Annotated in this window: 16 protein-coding genes; 5 read left to right on the top strand and 11 right to left on the bottom strand. The window is 66.8% G+C overall.

Going from position 1 to position 17291, the window contains the following annotated elements; translation table 11 throughout:
* On the bottom strand, positions 1 to 215 hold a 215-nt coding region (locus ABY44_RS09960), incomplete at its 3' end, for a hypothetical protein (protein ID WP_431641160.1).
* Here ABY44_RS09960 and ABY44_RS09965 point away from each other — a divergent pair.
* From ABY44_RS09965 to acnA, 3 genes are read left to right on the top strand one after another with little or no spacing between them, the layout of a single operon-like run.
* On the top strand, positions 214 to 729 hold the full coding sequence (locus ABY44_RS09965) for a hypothetical protein (RefSeq protein ID WP_027791117.1): 516 nt from the start codon (positions 214 to 216) through the stop codon (positions 727 to 729). The two genes, ABY44_RS09960 and ABY44_RS09965, sit on opposite strands and share 2 nt — an antisense overlap.
* Before the next feature lie 22 nt (positions 730 to 751).
* Positions 752 to 2203, top strand: coding sequence for a bifunctional 2-methylcitrate dehydratase/aconitate hydratase (locus tag ABY44_RS09970; RefSeq protein WP_060173153.1), 1452 nt, complete (start codon positions 752 to 754; stop codon positions 2201 to 2203).
* 52 nt (positions 2204 to 2255) lie between these two features.
* Entirely contained in the window at positions 2256 to 4973 is a 2718-nt protein-coding gene (gene acnA, locus ABY44_RS09975) for an aconitate hydratase AcnA (protein ID WP_027791115.1), read from the top strand.
* 122 nt (positions 4974 to 5095) lie between these two features.
* Here acnA and ABY44_RS09980 read toward each other — a convergent pair whose 3' ends face one another.
* The 4 genes from ABY44_RS09980 to ABY44_RS09995 all read right to left on the bottom strand — a co-directional run bounded on the left by ABY44_RS09980 (position 5096) and on the right by ABY44_RS09995 (position 6642).
* Positions 5096 to 5533: a DUF1801 domain-containing protein gene (locus ABY44_RS09980; protein WP_060173152.1), complete on the bottom strand. Its 438-nt coding sequence runs from the start codon at positions 5531 to 5533 to the stop codon at positions 5096 to 5098.
* The gene (locus tag ABY44_RS09985) at positions 5530 to 5961 is read right to left on the bottom strand and encodes an SRPBCC family protein (protein ID WP_060173151.1); all 432 of its coding nucleotides are present in this window, start codon (positions 5959 to 5961) and stop codon (positions 5530 to 5532) included. The genes ABY44_RS09980 and ABY44_RS09985 overlap by 4 nt, the downstream gene beginning before the upstream one ends.
* The gene (locus ABY44_RS09990) at positions 5961 to 6284 is read right to left on the bottom strand and encodes an ArsR/SmtB family transcription factor (protein ID WP_027791112.1); all 324 of its coding nucleotides are present in this window, start codon (positions 6282 to 6284) and stop codon (positions 5961 to 5963) included. Before ABY44_RS09990 ends, ABY44_RS09985 begins: the two co-directional genes overlap by 1 nt.
* Before the next feature lie 61 nt (positions 6285 to 6345).
* Positions 6346 to 6642, bottom strand: coding sequence for a hypothetical protein (locus ABY44_RS09995; RefSeq protein ID WP_155637934.1), 297 nt, complete (start codon positions 6640 to 6642; stop codon positions 6346 to 6348).
* Between the two features lie 288 nt (positions 6643 to 6930).
* On the opposite strand from ABY44_RS09995, the gene ABY44_RS10000 reads away from it, so the two are divergent.
* On the top strand, positions 6931 to 8664 hold the full coding sequence (locus ABY44_RS10000; RefSeq protein ID WP_060173150.1) for a S53 family peptidase: 1734 nt from the start codon (positions 6931 to 6933) through the stop codon (positions 8662 to 8664).
* 64 nt (positions 8665 to 8728) lie between these two features.
* On the opposite strand, the gene ABY44_RS10005 is transcribed toward ABY44_RS10000, so the two are convergent.
* The 5 genes from ABY44_RS10005 to ABY44_RS10025 all read right to left on the bottom strand — a co-directional run bounded on the left by ABY44_RS10005 (position 8729) and on the right by ABY44_RS10025 (position 14840).
* Positions 8729 to 10147, bottom strand: a complete 1419-nt coding sequence (locus tag ABY44_RS10005; protein ID WP_060180818.1) for an MFS transporter — start codon at positions 10145 to 10147, stop codon at positions 8729 to 8731.
* 220 nt (positions 10148 to 10367) lie between these two features.
* Positions 10368 to 11204 (bottom strand): ABC transporter permease, encoded by an 837-nt coding sequence (locus ABY44_RS10010; RefSeq protein ID WP_060173149.1) that lies wholly within the window; start codon positions 11202 to 11204, stop codon positions 10368 to 10370.
* A 37-nt stretch (positions 11205 to 11241) separates the two neighbouring features.
* Positions 11242 to 12498, bottom strand: a complete 1257-nt coding sequence (locus ABY44_RS10015) for an ABC transporter permease (RefSeq protein WP_060173229.1) — start codon at positions 12496 to 12498, stop codon at positions 11242 to 11244.
* 111 nt (positions 12499 to 12609) lie between these two features.
* Positions 12610 to 13656: an ABC transporter substrate-binding protein gene (locus tag ABY44_RS10020; RefSeq protein WP_021158689.1), complete on the bottom strand. Its 1047-nt coding sequence runs from the start codon at positions 13654 to 13656 to the stop codon at positions 12610 to 12612.
* 77 nt (positions 13657 to 13733) lie between these two features.
* Complete coding sequence (locus ABY44_RS10025; RefSeq protein WP_060173148.1) at positions 13734 to 14840, bottom strand: ABC transporter ATP-binding protein; 1107 nt, start codon at positions 14838 to 14840, stop codon at positions 13734 to 13736.
* Between the two features lie 108 nt (positions 14841 to 14948).
* Between ABY44_RS10025 and ABY44_RS10030 the strand changes: the two genes are divergently transcribed.
* Positions 14949 to 16472: a PLP-dependent aminotransferase family protein gene (locus ABY44_RS10030; protein ID WP_027791106.1), complete on the top strand. Its 1524-nt coding sequence runs from the start codon at positions 14949 to 14951 to the stop codon at positions 16470 to 16472.
* A gap of 36 nt (positions 16473 to 16508) precedes the next feature.
* Here the strand turns inward: ABY44_RS10030 and ABY44_RS10035 are convergent.
* On the bottom strand, positions 16509 to 17291 hold a 783-nt coding region (locus ABY44_RS10035), incomplete at its 5' end, for a lipase secretion chaperone (protein WP_431641162.1).

Genomic DNA, 17291 nt, shown 5'->3' on the forward strand with positions numbered 1-17291 from the left:
GATACACGAGTTTCATGCATTCGACGACACGCGAACCGGATAGAGGTTTGCGAAACGACAAAAAACGTAACGGAGCCCGAAAACCTGATATGTACGCGGCCAAATAGGTGAAAATAGCGGCCGCTGCGCGCTTTCGGGGCGCGTGCAGTTTCAAACCGGCCGGCAATTCGATTGCCGGCCCTTGTCAACTGATTATCGAAAGGTTCTGACTCCATGAAGAAACTCCTGATCGCTACCGCCATCGGCGCCTTGTCCGCCACGATGCTGGTGTCGGCTCCGAGCGCGTTTGCCCAGGGTACGACCACCACGACCGCGAAGAAGGCAACGGCCAAGCGCCCGGCGCCGGCCAAGCGCATCATCCCGCGCAGCAAGAAGGCACAGGCACGCGCCGCAGCCAAGGTCGATCCGGTACCGGACGGCGCGGTCAAGTGGTCCTGCAAGGAAGGTCTGTCGTTCGACCTCGCCGGCGACATGAAGCGCGACCAGGTGGTCACGGTTCACTGGGCGAAGAAGAACTACAAGCTGCCGCGTCAGGCCACGACGACGGGCGCGGACACGTTCTACGATCCGGCAGCAGGCTTCAAGCTGATCGTGATCCCGACCAAGGCGATGCTGTTCTCCGACGCAAACGGCGGCGAGCGCCTCGCGGACGAATGCGTGACGCCGGAAATGGCACAAGGCACGCCGGCACCGACGCAGTCGAACGAGCTGAAGCCGGCAACGAACTAAGCGCGTTCCCATCGGCCCCTCGATGTCCGCCCCGGTCTCCAACGTCCGCCCTGCTCCGGATACGGTACTCGTCGATATCGTCGACTACGTGCTGAATGCCGGCATCGACAGCGCGCTCGCGCTGGAGACGGCGCGTCATTGCCTGATCGACACGCTCGGATGCGGACTCGAGGCGCTGTCCTACCCTGCCTGCACCAAGCTGCTCGGCCCCGTCGTGCCCGGCACGATCGTGCCGAACGGCGCGAAGGTGCCCGGCACGTCCTTCCAGCTCGATCCCGTCCAGGCCGCGTTCGGCATCGGCGCGATGATCCGCTGGCTGGACTTCAACGACACCTGGCTCGCCGCCGAATGGGGCCATCCGTCCGACAATCTCGGCGGCATCCTGGCGACGGCCGACTGGCTCTCCCGCACGGCCGTCGCGGCCGGCAGGAAGCCGCTCACGATGCGCGACGTGCTGGTCGCGATGATCCAGGCCCACGAGATCCAGGGCTGCCTCGCACTCGAGAATTCGTTCAATGCGGTCGGGCTCGACCACGTGCTGCTCGTGAAGGTCGCATCGACGGCCGTCGTCGGCCGGCTGCTCGGGCTCACGCGCGACGAGCTGATCAACGCGGTGTCCAACGCGTTCGTCGACGGCCAGGCGCTGCGCACCTACCGCCACGCGCCGAACACGGGCTCGCGCAAATCATGGGCGGCCGGCGACGCGACCTCCCGCGCGGTGCGCCTCGCGCTGATCGCGAAAACGGGTGAAATGGGCTACCCGTCGGCACTCACCGCAAAGACCTGGGGCTTCTACGACGTGCTGTTCGACGGCAAGCCGTTCCGCTTCCAGCGCCCGTACGGCACGTACGTGATGGAAAACGTGCTGTTCAAGATCGCGTTCCCTGCCGAGTTCCACGCGCAGACGGCCGCCGAGGCCGCGCTGCAGCTGCATGCGCAGCTCGCCGCCGCGGGCCGCACGATCGACGACATCAGCCGGATCACGATCCGCACGCATGCGGCCGCGATCCGCATCATCGACAAGCAGGGTCCGCTCGCCAATCCGGCCGACCGCGACCACTGCATCCAGTACATGGTCGCCGTGCCGCTGCTGTTCGGCCGGCTGACCGCGGCCGATTACGAAGACGCGGCCGCCGCCGATCCCCGCATCGACGCGCTGCGCGCGAAAACGGTGTGCGTCGAGGATCCGCAGTTCACGAAGGATTACCACGACCCGGACAAGCGCTCGATCGCGAATGCGCTGACGATCGAGTTCACGGACGGGTCGAAACTTGCCGAAGTGGCGGTCGAATACCCGCTCGGCCATCGGCGGCGGCGTGCGGAAGGCATCCCGCTCCTGGTCGAGAAGTTCAGGACCAACCTTGCCCGCCGCTTCCCGGCAAAGCAGCAACAAGCGATTCTCGACGTGTCGCTGGACCAGGCAAAGCTCGAAGCGATGCCGGTCGATGAGTACGTCGACTTGTATGTGATATAGCCGTCAGATACAGGACTATTTGTTTCCTAGCCTTAAACCCAGGAAAATCACCATGGCCCACAATCTCCACAAGACCCTCAAGGAATTCGACAGCGGTTCCGGCAAAGGCAAGTTCTACTCGCTGCCGCAGCTCGGCAAGGAACTGAAGACGAAGATCGAACGCCTGCCGGTGTCGATCCGTATCGTGCTCGAGTCCGTGCTGCGCAACTACGACGGCAAGAAGATCACCGAAGAGCACATCGAGCAGCTCGCGAACTGGAAGCCGACCGCGAAGCGCGTCGACGAGATTCCGTTCGTGGTGTCGCGCGTCGTGCTGCAGGACTTCACGGGTGTGCCGCTGCTCGCCGACATCGCGGCCATGCGCGGCGTCGCGGAGCGTACGGGCAAGAACCCGAAGAAGATCGAGCCGCTGGTTCCGGTCGATCTCGTCGTCGACCACTCGGTCCAGATCGACTACTTCCGCCAGAAGGACGCGCTCGACCTGAACATGAAACTGGAATTCCAGCGCAACAACGAGCGCTACCAGTTCATGAAGTGGGGCATGCAGGCATTCGACACGTTCAAGGTCGTGCCGCCGGGCGTCGGCATCGTCCACCAGGTGAACCTCGAATACCTCGCGCGCGGCGTCCACAAGAAGGCGGACGGCGGCGACACCGTGTACTACCCGGACACCCTCGTCGGCACGGACAGCCACACGACGATGATCAACGGCATCGGCGTGGTCGGCTGGGGCGTGGGCGGCATCGAGGCGGAAGCCGGCATGCTCGGCCAGCCGGTGTACTTCCTGACGCCGGACGTCGTCGGCGTCGAGCTGAAGGGCAAGCTGCGCGAAGGCGTGACGGCCACCGACCTGGTGCTGACGATCACCGAAATGCTGCGCAAGGAGAAGGTCGTCGGCAAGTTCGTCGAGTTCTTCGGCGAAGGCACGAAGTCGCTGTCGCTGCCGGATCGCGCGACGATCGGCAACATGGCGCCCGAATACGGCGCGACGATGGGCTTCTTCCCGGTCGACGAAAAGACGATCGACTACTTCGAAGGCACGGGCCGCACGAAGGCGGAAATCGCCGCGTTCGAGAACTACTTCAAGGCGCAGAAGCTGTTCGGGATCCCGAAGGCCGGCGACATCGACTACACGAAGGTCGTGACGCTGGATCTGACAACGGTCGCCCCGTCGCTGGCCGGCCCGAAGCGCCCGCAGGACCGCATCGAGATCGGCAACGTCAAGTCGACGTTCACCGACCTGTTCTCGAAGCCGGTCGCGGAAAACGGCTTCGCGAAGAAGGCGGACGACCTGGGCACGCAGTACACGACGAGCAACGGCGTCGACGTGAAGAACGGCGACATCCTGATCGCCGCGATCACGTCGTGCACGAACACGTCGAACCCGAGCGTGCTGCTGGCCGCCGGCCTGCTCGCGAAGAAGGCGGTCGAGGCCGGCCTCACGGTCGATCCGAAGATCAAGACCTCGCTCGCGCCGGGATCGCGCATCGTCACCGAGTACCTGACGAAGACGGGCCTGCTGCCCTACCTGTCGAAGCTCGGTTTCGAAGTCGCGGCGTATGGCTGCACGACCTGTATCGGCAACGCGGGCGACCTGACGCCGGAGCTGAACGAAGCGATCACGAAGAACGACATCGTCGCGGCAGCCGTGCTGTCGGGCAACCGTAACTTCGAAGCGCGTATCCACCCGAACATCCGCGCGAACTTCCTCGCGTCGCCGCCGCTCGTCGTCGCGTACGCGATCGCCGGCAACATCACGCGCGACCTGATGACCGAGCCGGTCGGCAAGGGCAAGGGCGGCCGCGACATCTACCTCGGCGACATCTGGCCGACAAGCGACGAAATCCACGCGCTGCTCAAGTTCGCGCTCGATCCGAAGAAGTTCGAGGACAACTACTCGAAGCTGACCAAGAAGGGCGACCTCTGGAGCAAGATCGAGGGCGAGTCCGGCCAGGTCTACGACTGGCCGAAGTCGACCTACATCGCCGAGCCGCCGTTCTTCGGCAACGACTTCTCGATGGAACCGGCTGCGTCGATCCCGACGGTCAAGGGCGCGCGCGCACTGGGCATCTTCGGTGACTCGGTCACGACCGACCACATCAGCCCGGCAGGCTCGATCAAGGAAGACTCGCCGGCGGGCAAGTGGCTGAAGGAAAACGGCGTGCAGAAGGCCGACTTCAACAGCTACGGCTCGCGCCGCGGCAACCACGACGTGATGATGCGCGGTACGTTCGCGAACGTCCGGATCAAGAACCTGATGATCCCGGCGAAGGCGGACGGCACGCGCGTCGAAGGCGGCCTGACGATCCACCAGCCGAGCGGCGAACAGCAGTCGATCTACGACGCGGCGATGCAATACGTCGCGGCCGACACGCCGACCGTCGTGTTCGCGGGCGAAGAATACGGCACGGGCTCGTCGCGCGACTGGGCCGCGAAGGGCACGCAGCTGCTCGGCGTGAAGGCCGTGATCGCACGCAGCTTCGAGCGTATCCACCGCTCGAACCTGGTCGGCATGGGCGTGCTGCCGCTGCAGTTCAAGGGCTCGGACAGCGTCCAGTCTCTCGGCATCACCGGCGACGAGACGTTCGACATCGAAGGCCTCGGCGACGACTTCAAGCCGCAGCAGGACGTCACGCTCGTGATCAACCGCAAGAACGGCGAAACGCAGCGCGTGCAGGTCCTGCTGCGCATCGATACGCCGATCGAAGTCGACTACTACAAGCACGGCGGTATCCTGCCGTTCGTGCTGCGCTCGCTGCTCGCAGCGTAAGCGCCCTGCCTTTGCAGGTGCCGCAGCTGCCTCGCGGCGGTTGCGGCCGATTTGGATGCCCGACCTCGTGTCGGGCTTTTTTTTGCCTGCGCACGACGCGGCGTGACCGGCCGTGTCGCGCGTCATGCCACCTTGTCGGCCCGCGCCTTCGTGCCCGCACCCGCGCGCCGCGTGTTCTTCTTCAGGTGCGTGCGGTTGTACTCGATCGCCGCGCGCACGAGATTCTTCAGCGCCCGCTTGTCGAGCCGGTCGCCTTCGAACAGGTCGATCGCGCGTCGCGCATTGCCGTCGAGGCCGTCGTTGAACAGCTTGTCGGGATCAGGCAACTGCGCGCCGTGCATGAAGGTCAGCTTCACCTTGCCCTTGTGCGCGTTCGCCACCGCGATCATCCCGTCGCACGACCATACGGGGCTGCCCATCCACTTCCATTCCTCGACGATGCCCGCTTGCGCGGCGAGGATCGTCTGGCGCAGGTCGGCGAAGGTCTTGCCGCGCCAGTCGGCGATGCCGGCGATCAGCGCGTCGATGCGCTCCGACGGCGTGAGGTCCGTTGCGTTCATGCGCGTGCCTCCGTGCCTTCGTCGGGACGTGCCAGCACCTGTTCGAGCGCATCGAGGAACCGCACCCAGCCGTGCTGCGCACCGCGGTACGCCTGCTCCTGGTCCGTGCGGAAGCCGACCTGCTCCATCCGCAGGTGCGTGCCGGCCGGCGTCGGCGTGAGCGTCCACGTGACGACGCTTTCGAGGCCGTACGCGGCCCACGTATAGGACAGCGTGCGCGGCGGCTCGATCGTCAGCACCTTGCAGTCGACCGAGCCCCAGTCGGCGCGGAAACTGAAGGTGCGGCCCGCGACGGGTTCGAAGTCGCTCTTCATCAGCCAAGCCTCGATCAGGTGCGGTTGCGTGAGCGCGCGCCAGATCTTCTCCGGTGGATGAGGCAGTTCCCGGTGGACGACGACGGAGCGCGTTTCGGTGGTGGCCTGGTTCATTACTGGTCCATCCTTTTCAGAAGATCTTCGAGGGCATCGAACCGGTTCTGCCAGAAACCTGCCATCTGGCTCGTCCAGTCGATCAGCGGGGCCAGCGCTTGCGGCTGCGCGCTGTAGTGCGTCTGCCGGCCTTCGTGACGGTCGTTCACGAGCCCGGCCTGCTTCAGTACGCCGAGATGCTTCGACACGGCCGGCTGCGAGACGCCCGCATGGGCCGTCAGCGCGGCGACCGTCAGCTCGCCGTCCGCGCACAGCCGCTCGAAGAGCGCGCGGCGGGTGGGATCGGCCAGCGTCCGGAAAAGCATGTCGTGATCGGTCTGCATGTCGTTCAAAATTCATAACCCGTTGGTTATGGATTGAAGAATAGCCGCCGGTCGACGCGCGTCAAGGCGGAATTTCACGAACGGCGTCGTGCAATCCGGTGCGGGCCTGCCGCCCACCCATCGGCGCGCGCCTGCGCCCGGATTCGAGCGTTTCCTCTAATCCGCATGGGCGACACGCGATCCGAAAGCCGCCTGCAAGACTGCCCGACGTGCTGTTCCACAGTTCGGGAAACGTTTGCGTTCGACCGGCCCCTTTCTTGTGCACGTGCGAATCCGTTCCTGCCGCATCGCTTCGTTTGACCACATAGTGCGACGCGGCATGCGGCAACGACCGGTCGCGCGCCACGCGTTCACGCATCGATCCACTCCGCGATCGCGCATGTTCCGACGCCGTGACGAGCGACTCGTGCGTGCGAACGTCACGCATTGCCGCGCCGTCGTGCCGCGAACCGGTTCCGTTCGCCACGCCCACGATCGTCTGCGCATACGACGCAGCGCGTGCACGCTCACACCCCGATGTCAGAACTGACAGCTATGGAAACTGGCAGCTACCTGAACGGTAGCGACGCCCTACGCTCGTCACCGCTCGCGACCCCACAAGGGTCGAGGGCTCCAGCAACGTCGTCTCTCCTAAAAAGGACTCCCGATGAAAAGGAACGCCTGGTTTGCCCTGCCCCTGCCGTCGCCCCGCCGCCTTGCGTGCGTGGCACCCCTCGTGTTCGCTGCCGCTGCGGCGCATGCGGCGACGGACTGGGTCGATACCCATACGAAGGCCTTTCTGACCGGCCCGCAGTTGATGGCGCGCAGTGCGGCACCGTCGCTCGAACTCGCGGCCGGCGAAACGACCGACGTCGTCGTCAGCCTGAAGCTGCGCAATGCCGCGCAGCTCAAGCAACTGGCGCGCGACGTGAACCGGCCCGGCAGCGCGCATTACCGCCAGTACCTCACGCACGAGCAGTTTCTCGCCAACTACGCGCCGACCGATGCGCAGGTGAAGTCGGTCGTCGACTATCTGCACAAGAGCGGCTTCGTGAACGTCGAGGTCGCACCGAACCGGTTGCTGGTGTCCGCACGCGGCACGGCCGGCACCGTGAAGACCGCATTCAACACGTCGCTCGTGCACTTCGACTACGCGGGCCGCTCGGGCTTCGCCAACACGTCGACCGCGCAGGTGCCGCGCGCGCTCGGCGACGTCGTCGGCTCGGTGCTCGGGCTGCAGAGCGTCGCACGCGCGCGGCCGCTGCTGCGCATCGGCAACGTGTCGAAGCCGCAGGCGCTCGCGGCCGGCACGGCGACCGGCCACTATCCGAAGGAATTCCCGGGCCTCTACAACGCGACCGGCGTGCCGACCGCAGCCGGTGTCACCGTCGGCATCATCACGATCGGCGGCGTGTCGCAGACGCTGCAGGACCTGAAGCAGTTCACGTCGAGCAACGGTTACGGCACGGTCTCGACGCAGACCGTCAAGACCAACGGCTCGGGCGGCAGCTATACCGACGACCAGGACGGCCAGGGCGAATGGGATCTCGACAGCCAGTCGATCGTCGGCTCGGCCGGCGGCCAGGTCGGCAAGCTCGTGTTCTACATGGCGGACCTCAACGCCAGCGGCAACACGGGGCTCACGCAGGCGTTCAACCGCGCGGTGTCGGACAACACCGCGAAGGTGATCAACGTGTCGCTCGGCTGGTGCGAAACCGACGCAAACGCGGACGGCACGCTCGACGCCGAGGAACAGATCTTCACGACGGCAGCGGCGCAAGGCCAGACCTTCTCGGTGTCGTCGGGCGACGAAGGCGTGTACGAGTGCAACAACCGCGGCTATCCGGACGGCTCGAACTACACGGTATCGTGGCCGGCTTCGTCGCCGCACGTGCTCGCGATCGGCGGCACGACGCTCTACACGTCGTCGTCGGGTGCGTTCTCGAACGAGACGGTGTGGAACGAAGGGCTCGACGACAACGGCAAGCTGTGGGCAACGGGCGGCGGCGTCAGCACGATCCTGCCCGCGCCGTCGTGGCAGTCGGGCAGCAACCGCCAGCTGCCGGACGTGTCGTTCGACGCCGCGCAAAGCACCGGCGCGTACATCTACAACTACGGCCAGTTGCAGCAGATCGGCGGCACGAGCCTCGCCGCGCCGATCTTCACGGGCCTCTGGGCACGTCTGCTCGCAGCGAACGGCACGGGCCTCGGCTTCCCGGCCGGCAATTTCTATGCGGACATTCCGTCGCGTCCGTCGCTCGTGCGCTACGACGTGGTGTCGGGGAACAACGGCTATCAGGGGTATGGCTATAACGCAGGCACCGGCTGGGATTACCCGACCGGCTTCGGCAGCCTGAACATCGCGAACCTCAACCAGCTGATCAAGTCGGGCGGGTTCTAAGCGAAGCCTGAAGGCCGGTGCGCGGCGGCAGGTTGCCGCGCACCGGCTCGTGCCTTGCCCTTGCCTATTCCGCCGCCCGCTCGCCCACGCGCTCGGACGCCGCCGCCACGCCGGCCCGATGCGACGGCGCAAAGAGCCGCAACCCGCTCGCGATACTCGCCGCCCCGGCGAACCCCGCACCAAGCATCAGCGCAAGCGTCGGCCCGTGGCGTCCCGCGATCCCGAACGACAGCGCGACGAGCGCCGCGCCCGTCGCCTGCCCGATCAGCCGCGCGGTCGCGATGATCCCGCTCGCGCCGCCGCTGCGCTCGGGCGGCGCGCTCGACATCAGCGCCTTCAGGTTCGGCGACTGGAAGAAACCGAAGCCCGCGCCGCATAGCATCATCCGCCAGCCGATGTCGATCACGCCCGGCGCCGCCGGCAACGCGGCGAGCGACACCATGCCCGCGCTCAGCAACGCAAGACCGATCGCACCGAGCAGGCCCGGCGGATAACGATCCGACAACCGCCCCGCGATCGGCGCGGCAAGCGCGACGATCGCCGACCACGGCGTCATCAGGAATCCCGTCTCGACCGCGTTGCGATGCAGGACGGTTTCGAAATAGAACGGCAGCGACACGAACGCGAGCCCCTGCGCGGCGAACGCGCACACGGCGGTCAGCGCGGACAGCGTAAACACCGGCCGGCGAAACAGGTCGACCGGCAGCATCGGTGCCGGGTGCCCGGCCTGGCGGCGGATCAACAGCCAGCCGAATGCAAGCGCGCCCGCGGCCGACGCGAATACGATCGAAAGCGGCCCGCGCTGCGCGAATTCGCCGAGCGCGAAGATCAGCGACGCGAACGTGATCACGTTGAACAATGCGGCGACCGGATCGAATGCGTGCTTGCCGCGCGCCGTCTGCGGCAGCGACGGAATCGCCACGGCCAGCGCGAACACGCCGAGCGGCACGTTCACCGCGAACAGCCACGGCCAGGCGGCGACCGACAGGATCAGCGACGCGATGGTCGGCCCCACCGCGAACGACACGCCGACGACGAGCGCGTTGAAGCCGACGCCGCGCCCGAGCCGGTGCGCGGGGAACAGGCCGCGGATCAGCGCGACGTTGACGCTCATGATCGCGCTCGCGCCGAAGCCCTGCACGATCCGCGCGGCCGTCAGCATCGGCAGCGTCGACGCGAGCGAGCAGCCGAGCGACGCGAGCGTGAACACCGCGAGCCCGGCGATATACACGCGCTTGTGGCCGACGATGTCGCCGAGCGACGCGAACGGCAGCAGCGTCGCGACCATCGCGAGCTGGTATGCGTTGATGATCCATACGGACGCGGCCGGCGATGCATGCAGGTCGGCGGCGATCGCGGGCAGCGCGGTGTTCGCGATCGCGGTGTCGAGCGTCGCGAGCGCGACGGCCAGCAGCACGGCGGACATCGCGCGCCAGTTGACGGCCGGCTCATGCGCGCCGGCGGGGGTAGCGAATTCGGACAAGATAACGCTCGGCTGACGAGCGACGCGTGGCGCCGCGTCGCGGATTGGACTCGCGGCGGCGTTCCGGTCGCACCGCACGGAACGCGCGCCGCCGCGCCCCGTATTGTTGCAGAGCCGCATCGAACGTGCAGGCGGCCGCTTCGTCAGTCAGCGAAATGAAAGCAATGCGCGGCCACGCACGACACGTGGCGACTCAGTTGCCGGGGGCAAGCCCGCCCGCTCAGCTCACCGCGCGCCGCGCATTGCGTCCGCGCAGCCATTCGAGCGCAAGCAGCAGGCTCGTCGAGAAGATGATCAGGATCGTGGCGAGCGCGGCGATCGTCGGGCTGATGTTCTCGCGGATGCCCGTGAACATCTGGCGCGGCAGCGTGGTCTGGTCCGCGCCCGCGAGGAACAGCGTGACGACGACCTCGTCGAACGACGTCGCGAACGCGAACAGCGCGCCCGACATCACACCCGGTGCGATCACCGGCAGCGTCACGCGGAAGAAGGTCGACACCGGATTCGCGCCGAGCGACAGGCTCGCGCGCACGAGGTTCTGGTTGAAGCCCTGCAGCGTCGCCGCGACCGTCGTCACGACGAACGGCACGCCAAGCGCCGCGTGCGCGGCGATCAGCCCCGTGTAGGTGTTCGCGAGCCCGAGCGGCGCGAAGAACAGGTACATGCCGACGCCGACCACGACGACGGGCACGATCATCGGCGACAGCAGCACGGCCATCAGCAGCCCCTTGCCGCGGAAGTCGGCCTTCGTGAGACCGATCGCGGCGAGCGTGCCGAGCACTGTCGCGACGACGGTCGCCGACGGCGCGACGATGAAGCTGTTCTTCGCGGCCATCCGCCACTCGTCCGACGCGATCAGGTTCTCGTACCAGCGCATCGAGAAGCCCGGAATCGGATAGACGAGGAACGTGCTCGACGAAAACGACAGCGGCACGATCGCGAGCACCGGCAGGATCAGGTACAGCAGCGTCAGCACGACGAGCAAGCGCAGCGCGACGTACCACGCGCGCTCGACGAACGACATGTGCGGCGCGAACAGCGGCCTGGCGAGTTTCATGGTCGGATTCCCCTTCCCGTTTCGTTGTGCGCGGCGCTCAGCCGAGGCTCACGTTGGTGCGCGTGAAGCGCCCGTACACCGCGTACAGCACCAGCGTCGCCGCGAGCAGCAGCCCGCCGAGTGCGCACGCCATGCCCCAGTTGATCGTCACGTTCGTGAAGTACGCGACGTAGTAGCTGACCATCTGGTCGTTCGGCCCGCCGAGCAGCGCGGGCGTGATGTAGTAGCCGATCGCGAGGATGAACACCAGCAGCGCGCCCGCGCCGACGCCCGGGTAGGTCTGCGGCACGTACACGCGCCAGAACGCGGCGAACGGATGGCTGCCGAGCGATACGGCCGCGCGCTGGTAGGTCGGCGGGATCGACTTCATCACGCTGTAGAGCGGCAGGATCATGAACGGCAGCAGGATGTGCGTCATCGAGATATACACGCCGATGCGATTGAACAGCAGCGTCAGCGGGTGCGAGATCAGCCCGCTGCCGATCAGCGCCGTGTTGATGAGCCCTTCGCTCTGCAGCAGCACGATCCACGCGGCGACGCGCACGAGCACCGACGTCCAGAACGGAATCAGCACAAGGATCATCACGAGGTTGGCACGCCGCTCCGACAGCGTCGAGATCCAGTACGCGAGCGGATAGCCGAGCAGCAGCGCGAACAGCGTGACGGCGACGCCGATCACGAACGTGCGGCCGAAGATCGCCAGATAGATCGACTGGTCCGGATCGGCCTGCACGATGTGGCCGAAGCCGTCCTGCTTGTGGTCGAGCGCGGCGAGCAGGTAGAACGGCGACACGGTGCTGCCGTTCTTCGCGATCGACTGCCAGTACGCGACGTCGCCCCAGCGCGCATCGAGGTCGATCAGTTTCGCGCGCGTCTGCGCGGGCGTCAGTGCCGCATCGCTGTCGCCTTTCAGCGGCATCGCGCGCGCCGTCTTCGCGACGAGCGAGCGATAGCCGGGAATCTCGGTGTTCAGGCGCCGCGCGAGCGCACCCATCGCCTCGCTGTCGGCCACCTTCGTCATGTCGGCCGCGAGCGCGACATACGCGGCGTCGGCCGGCGGTGCCTTGCGGTCCCAGCCCGACAGCGCGGCGACCGTGCCCGGCAACGCGGTCGCGATCTCCGGGTTCTGCACCGCGCGCGTGAGCAGCGTGCCGATCGGCACGACGAAAATCAGCAGCAGGAAAATCGCGAGCGGGGCGACCAGCAACAGCGCCATCGTGCGCTTGCGGGCTTCGGCGGCCTTCAGCTCGCGCTTGAGCGCGGCGGTCGACGGCGAGGAAGACGCGATCGTCATCGTATTCAACGTTTCTCTCCGGCCGGGGACGATCCGGCGGAAGGCCGCGCGACGCGATCGACGCGCCGCGCGGCAGGTTGCATCAGGACACCTTTGAGGATGCCTGACCGGTTACTTCGTCGCCCATGCGGCGAAACGCTGCTCGAGCTCGTCGCTGTGGTCGGTCCAGAAGCCGATGTCTTCGAGCACGGCGTTCTTGCCGTTGGCCGGCGAGTTCGGCAGGTTCGCGAGCGTCTTCGCGTCGAGCGACTTGATCGCCGCGATGTTCGCTGGGCCGTACGCGATGTGCTGCGCATACCCTTGCTGCGGCTTCGGCGTCAGCGTGTACGCGATGTACTGCTCGGCCAGCGCCTTGTTCGGCGAGCCCTTCGGAATCGCCCAGTAGTCGAGGTCGTAGATGCTACCGTTCCACACGACCTTCAGGTTCTTGCCTTCCTTCTGCGCGGCGTCGATGCGGCCGTTGTACGCGGTCGACATCACGACGTCGCCGGCGACGAGGAACTGCGGCGGCTGCGCACCCGCTTCCCACCACTGGATATACGGCTTCAGCTCGTCGAGCTTCTTGAACGCGCGATCCTGGCCGGCCTTCGTGCCGAGCACCTTGTAGACGTCCTTCGGCGCGACGCCGTCGGCCATCAGCGCGAATTCGAGGTTGTAGCGCGCCCCCTTGCGCATGCCGCGCTTGCCGGGGAATTTCTTCACGTTCCAGAAATCGGCCCAGCCGGTCGGGGCCGACTTCAGCTTGTCCGCGTTGTACGACAGCGCCGTCGACCACACGAAGAAGCCGACGCCGCACACCTGCGGCGATTCCGGAATCAGGTCGGACTTCTTCGCGATCTTCGACCAGTCGAGCTTCTCGTACAGCCCTTCGTCGCAGCCGCGATTCAGGTCGCCCGACTCGACTTCGACCACGTCCCAGTTGACGTGCTTCGCCTCGACCATCGCCTTCACTTTCGCCTGCTCGCCGTTGTATTCGACGGCCGTGACCTTGTTGCCGGTCGCCTTCTCGAACGGCTGGTTGAACGCGGCCTTCTGCGCGTCGCCGTTCGCGCCGCCGAAGTTGACGACCGTGAGTTCGGCAGCCGATGCCGATACGCCGACGACGGCGAGCGCGAGTGCCAGCGCGGTACGACGCGCGGTAATGCTTGCTCGGTTCATGGTGGTTCCTCTCCTCTCGTGGTGGAAGTGGGCAGTTGTTGTTGACGACGTACAGCGGAAAATCGGGAAAACCCTGCTCAGGCGAACACGCGCAGGTGTTCGGGTGCGAACGCGAGCGCGACCGGTGCGCCGGGCGAGAACGCGTCGAGCGCGCCGGTGCCGAGCGGCACCTTCACGAAGCACTCGTCCTGGCCCGGCAACGCGCAGCGCATGCGCACGTGATCGCCGAAATAGATGAGGCTGCGCGCCTCGCCGCTCAACCGGTTGGCGGCCGCGCCGTTCGCATGCCCGTTCGCGCCGTGCGGGGCGAGGCTCATGCGTTCGGGGCGGATGCATGCGACGGCCGGCGCGCCCTCGGCCGCATCGCCGATGCGGCGGCCGACGAGCTGCGTGCCGTCGTCGAGCCGGAATTCGCAGAATTCGCCGTCGACGCGCGCGATGGTGCCGCGCAGCCGGTTGCTGTCGCCGATGAAGTTCGCGACGAATTCGTTGCAAGGCGACTCGTACAGGCGGTCGACGGTGTCGAGCTGCTGCACGATGCCCTTGTCGAACACGGCGACGCGATCGGACATCGTCAGCGCCTCGCCCTGGTCGTGCGTCACGTACACGAAGGTCACGCCGAGCTTTTCGTGCAGCGCCTTCAGTTCGTACTGCATGTGCTCGCGCAGCTGCTTGTCGAGCGCGCCGAGCGGCTCGTCCATCAGCACCAGCTTCGGCTCGAACACGAGCGCGCGCGCCAGCGCGATGCGCTGCTGCTGGCCGCCCGACAGTTGCGCCGGGTAACGTTTCGCGAAGCGCTCCATCTGCACCATCTTCAGCGCATGCGCGACGCGTTCTACACGCTCGGCGGCCGGCAGCTTGCGCACGGTCAGCGGATACGCGACGTTCTGCTCGACCGTCAGGTGCGGAAACAGCGCGTAGTTCTGGAACACCATGCCGATGTTGCGCTTGTGCGGCGGCACGTTGTTCAGCAGTTCGCCGTCGAGGCGGATCTCGCCGCCGGTCGGGAATTCGAAGCCGGCCAGCATCATCAGGCAGGTCGTCTTGCCGGAGCCCGAGGGCCCGAGCAGCGTCAGGAATTCCCCGCGGCGGATATCGAGGTCGAGCGATTTGACGACCAGCGTTTCGCCGTCGTAGGTCTTCCGCACGCCGCGAAAGCTGACGATCACATCATCGGACTTCATCGTGGCTGTCCCCTTGCTTCGCGACAATTGATTTTGAGATGCGAGCCACTATACGGTGCCCACGGTTCTACAATAGGGAACCATTTCAATATTACTAGTAGGACCACTTTGGATACCGTGATCCTCGCCGACTGGCTCTCCGCCCGTCTCGACCGTAGCTCGCCCGAGCCGATGTACCGGCAGTTGCTGCAGCTGATGCAGCAGGCCATCCTGACCGGAGAATTGGGGCCAGGAACCAAGCTACCGAGTTCCCGCACGCTCGCGGCCGACCTGTCGATCGCGCGCAATACCGTGCTGCACGTGTACGACCAGCTGACCGCCGAAGGCTACGTGCTGACGACCACCGGCAGCGGCACCTATGTGGCCGACACGCGGCCGGATGCCGCCGCGATCCACGTGCCGGGCGCCGCGCCGCCGCCGTCGAGCGCCGATGCGGCGCCACAGCCGGACGCGCAGGGCGGCCTGTCGATGCGCGGCCGGCAACTGATCGAGCATGCGGGGGTATCGCGACGCCAATGGGGCGCGTTCATGCCGGGCGTGCCGGACGTGTCGGAGTTCCCGAGCCGGACGTGGAGCCGCCTGCAGGCGCGGCTGTGGAAGGAAGCGAACCCCGAGCTGCTGACCTATGCGCCGGGCGGCGGCTACCGGCCGTTGCGGCGCGCGCTCGCCGATTACCTGCGCGTCGCGCGCTCGGTCAAGTGCTCGCCGGACCAGGTGATCATCACGACGGGCATCCACCAGTCGATCGATCTCGCAGTGCGGCTGCTGTCCGACATCGGCGATCGCGCGTGGGTCGAGGAACCGTGCTACTGGGGTGTGCGAAGCGTATTGCAGGCGGCGGGCCTCACGCTGACGCCGGTGCCGGTCGACCAGGAAGGGCTCGACCCGCGCGCCAGCGACATGCAGCATCCGCCCCGGCTCGTGCTCGTCACGCCGTCGCACCAGTACCCGCTCGGGATGGTGATGAGCCTCGCACGGCGCCGGATGCTGCTCGAATACGCGCGGCAGCACCGCTGCTGGATCATCGAGGACGACTACGACAGCGAGTTCCGCTACGGCAGCCGCCCGCTCGCGTCGCTGCAGGGGCTCGACGACGGCGGCCGCGTGATCTACGTCGGCAGCCTCGGCAAGATGCTGTTTCCGGGGCTGCGGATGGGCTACATGGTCGTGCCCGAGCATCTCGTCGACACGTTCCGCACCGGGTTGTCGGAGCTGTACCGCGAGGGCCAGTTGATGCAGCAGGCCGTGCTCGCTGAATTCATCATGGACGGCCACCTGACTTCGCACGTCAGACGGATGCGCACGCTGTACGGCGAGCGCCGGCAGCTGATGATCGACGCGATCCGCGCGCGCTTCGGCGACGCGCTGCCCGTGATGGGCGACGAGGCCGGCCTGCATCTCGTGCTCGGCCTGCCCGACGCCTGCGACGACCGCGCGGTCACGCAGAGCGCGTTCGATGCGGGCGTGATCGTGCGCCCGCTCACCAGCTACTACAGCAACCTCGATACCGCGCGGCGCGGCCTGCTGCTCGGTTATGCATGCGTCGCGCACGAAGGCATCCGGCCGGCATTCGACACGCTCGCGAATACCATCGAGCAACACCTGCCTCGCGATCTCACGCGCGCGGCATAACGACCGTCATGCGCCGTGCCGCCAGCGCCGCGAGCGTTACCGCGCGCTGCCCGCCCCGCGATCGAGCGATGCCGCGCGCACGGCTTCGCCGGGCTTCGTGAACACGCGCTGCCGCAGCGCGGCGATCTGCGCGTCGCGATCCTGCGGCGACAGGCCGGCCGACTCGATCTGTGCACGCTGCGCCGCGTAGTCCGCGTAGCGGCTCTGCCACGATGCGTCGTCCTGCTGCATCTGCGCGACGCGCGCGGCCGCTTCGGGGCCGAGCGTCTGCGTCAGTTGTGCGCGCATCGCATCGGGCGTCGCCCCGCTCTTCTGCAATTGCGCGATCTGGTCGATCGCCGCGCGCTGCCGGTCGACGCGCTGCTGCGCGGCGCGTTCGTCGGCCGGCATCTGCTGTTCGAGCGTCGCGAGCCGTTCGGCCTTCTGCGCATCCGTCAGCGCGGGGTCCTGCGCGATCTTCAGCCGCGCGAGGTCGTAGCGCTGCCGCCATTGCTCCGCACCGAAGAACGGCTGGCTCCAGTCGCCGAGCGTGCGGTACGCGATCGACGCGCGCTGGTCGAGCGCGAGCTGCAATGCACCCAGGTCCGACTTGTCGACCGCGCCGGCATCGCGCAGTTTCGCGAGTGCGTCGAGATACGCGCGATACCGATGCCACACGTCGAGCGCCTCGGCCTGCGCAACGGTACCGTCGAGCTGTGCGGCAATCTCGCGCACGACGAACGCATCGAGCCCGGCCGCACTCAGGTCGCTCTGCGCGGTCAGGCAGTAGTCGAAGAAATCCCGCACCGCGCGCGCCTTCGCCAGATGGCCGCCGGCATC

Origin of the sequence: Burkholderia sp. ZZQ-2 (assembly GCF_050768715.1) — a bacterium.
Lineage (GTDB): Bacteria > Pseudomonadota > Gammaproteobacteria > Burkholderiales > Burkholderiaceae > Burkholderia > Burkholderia cepacia.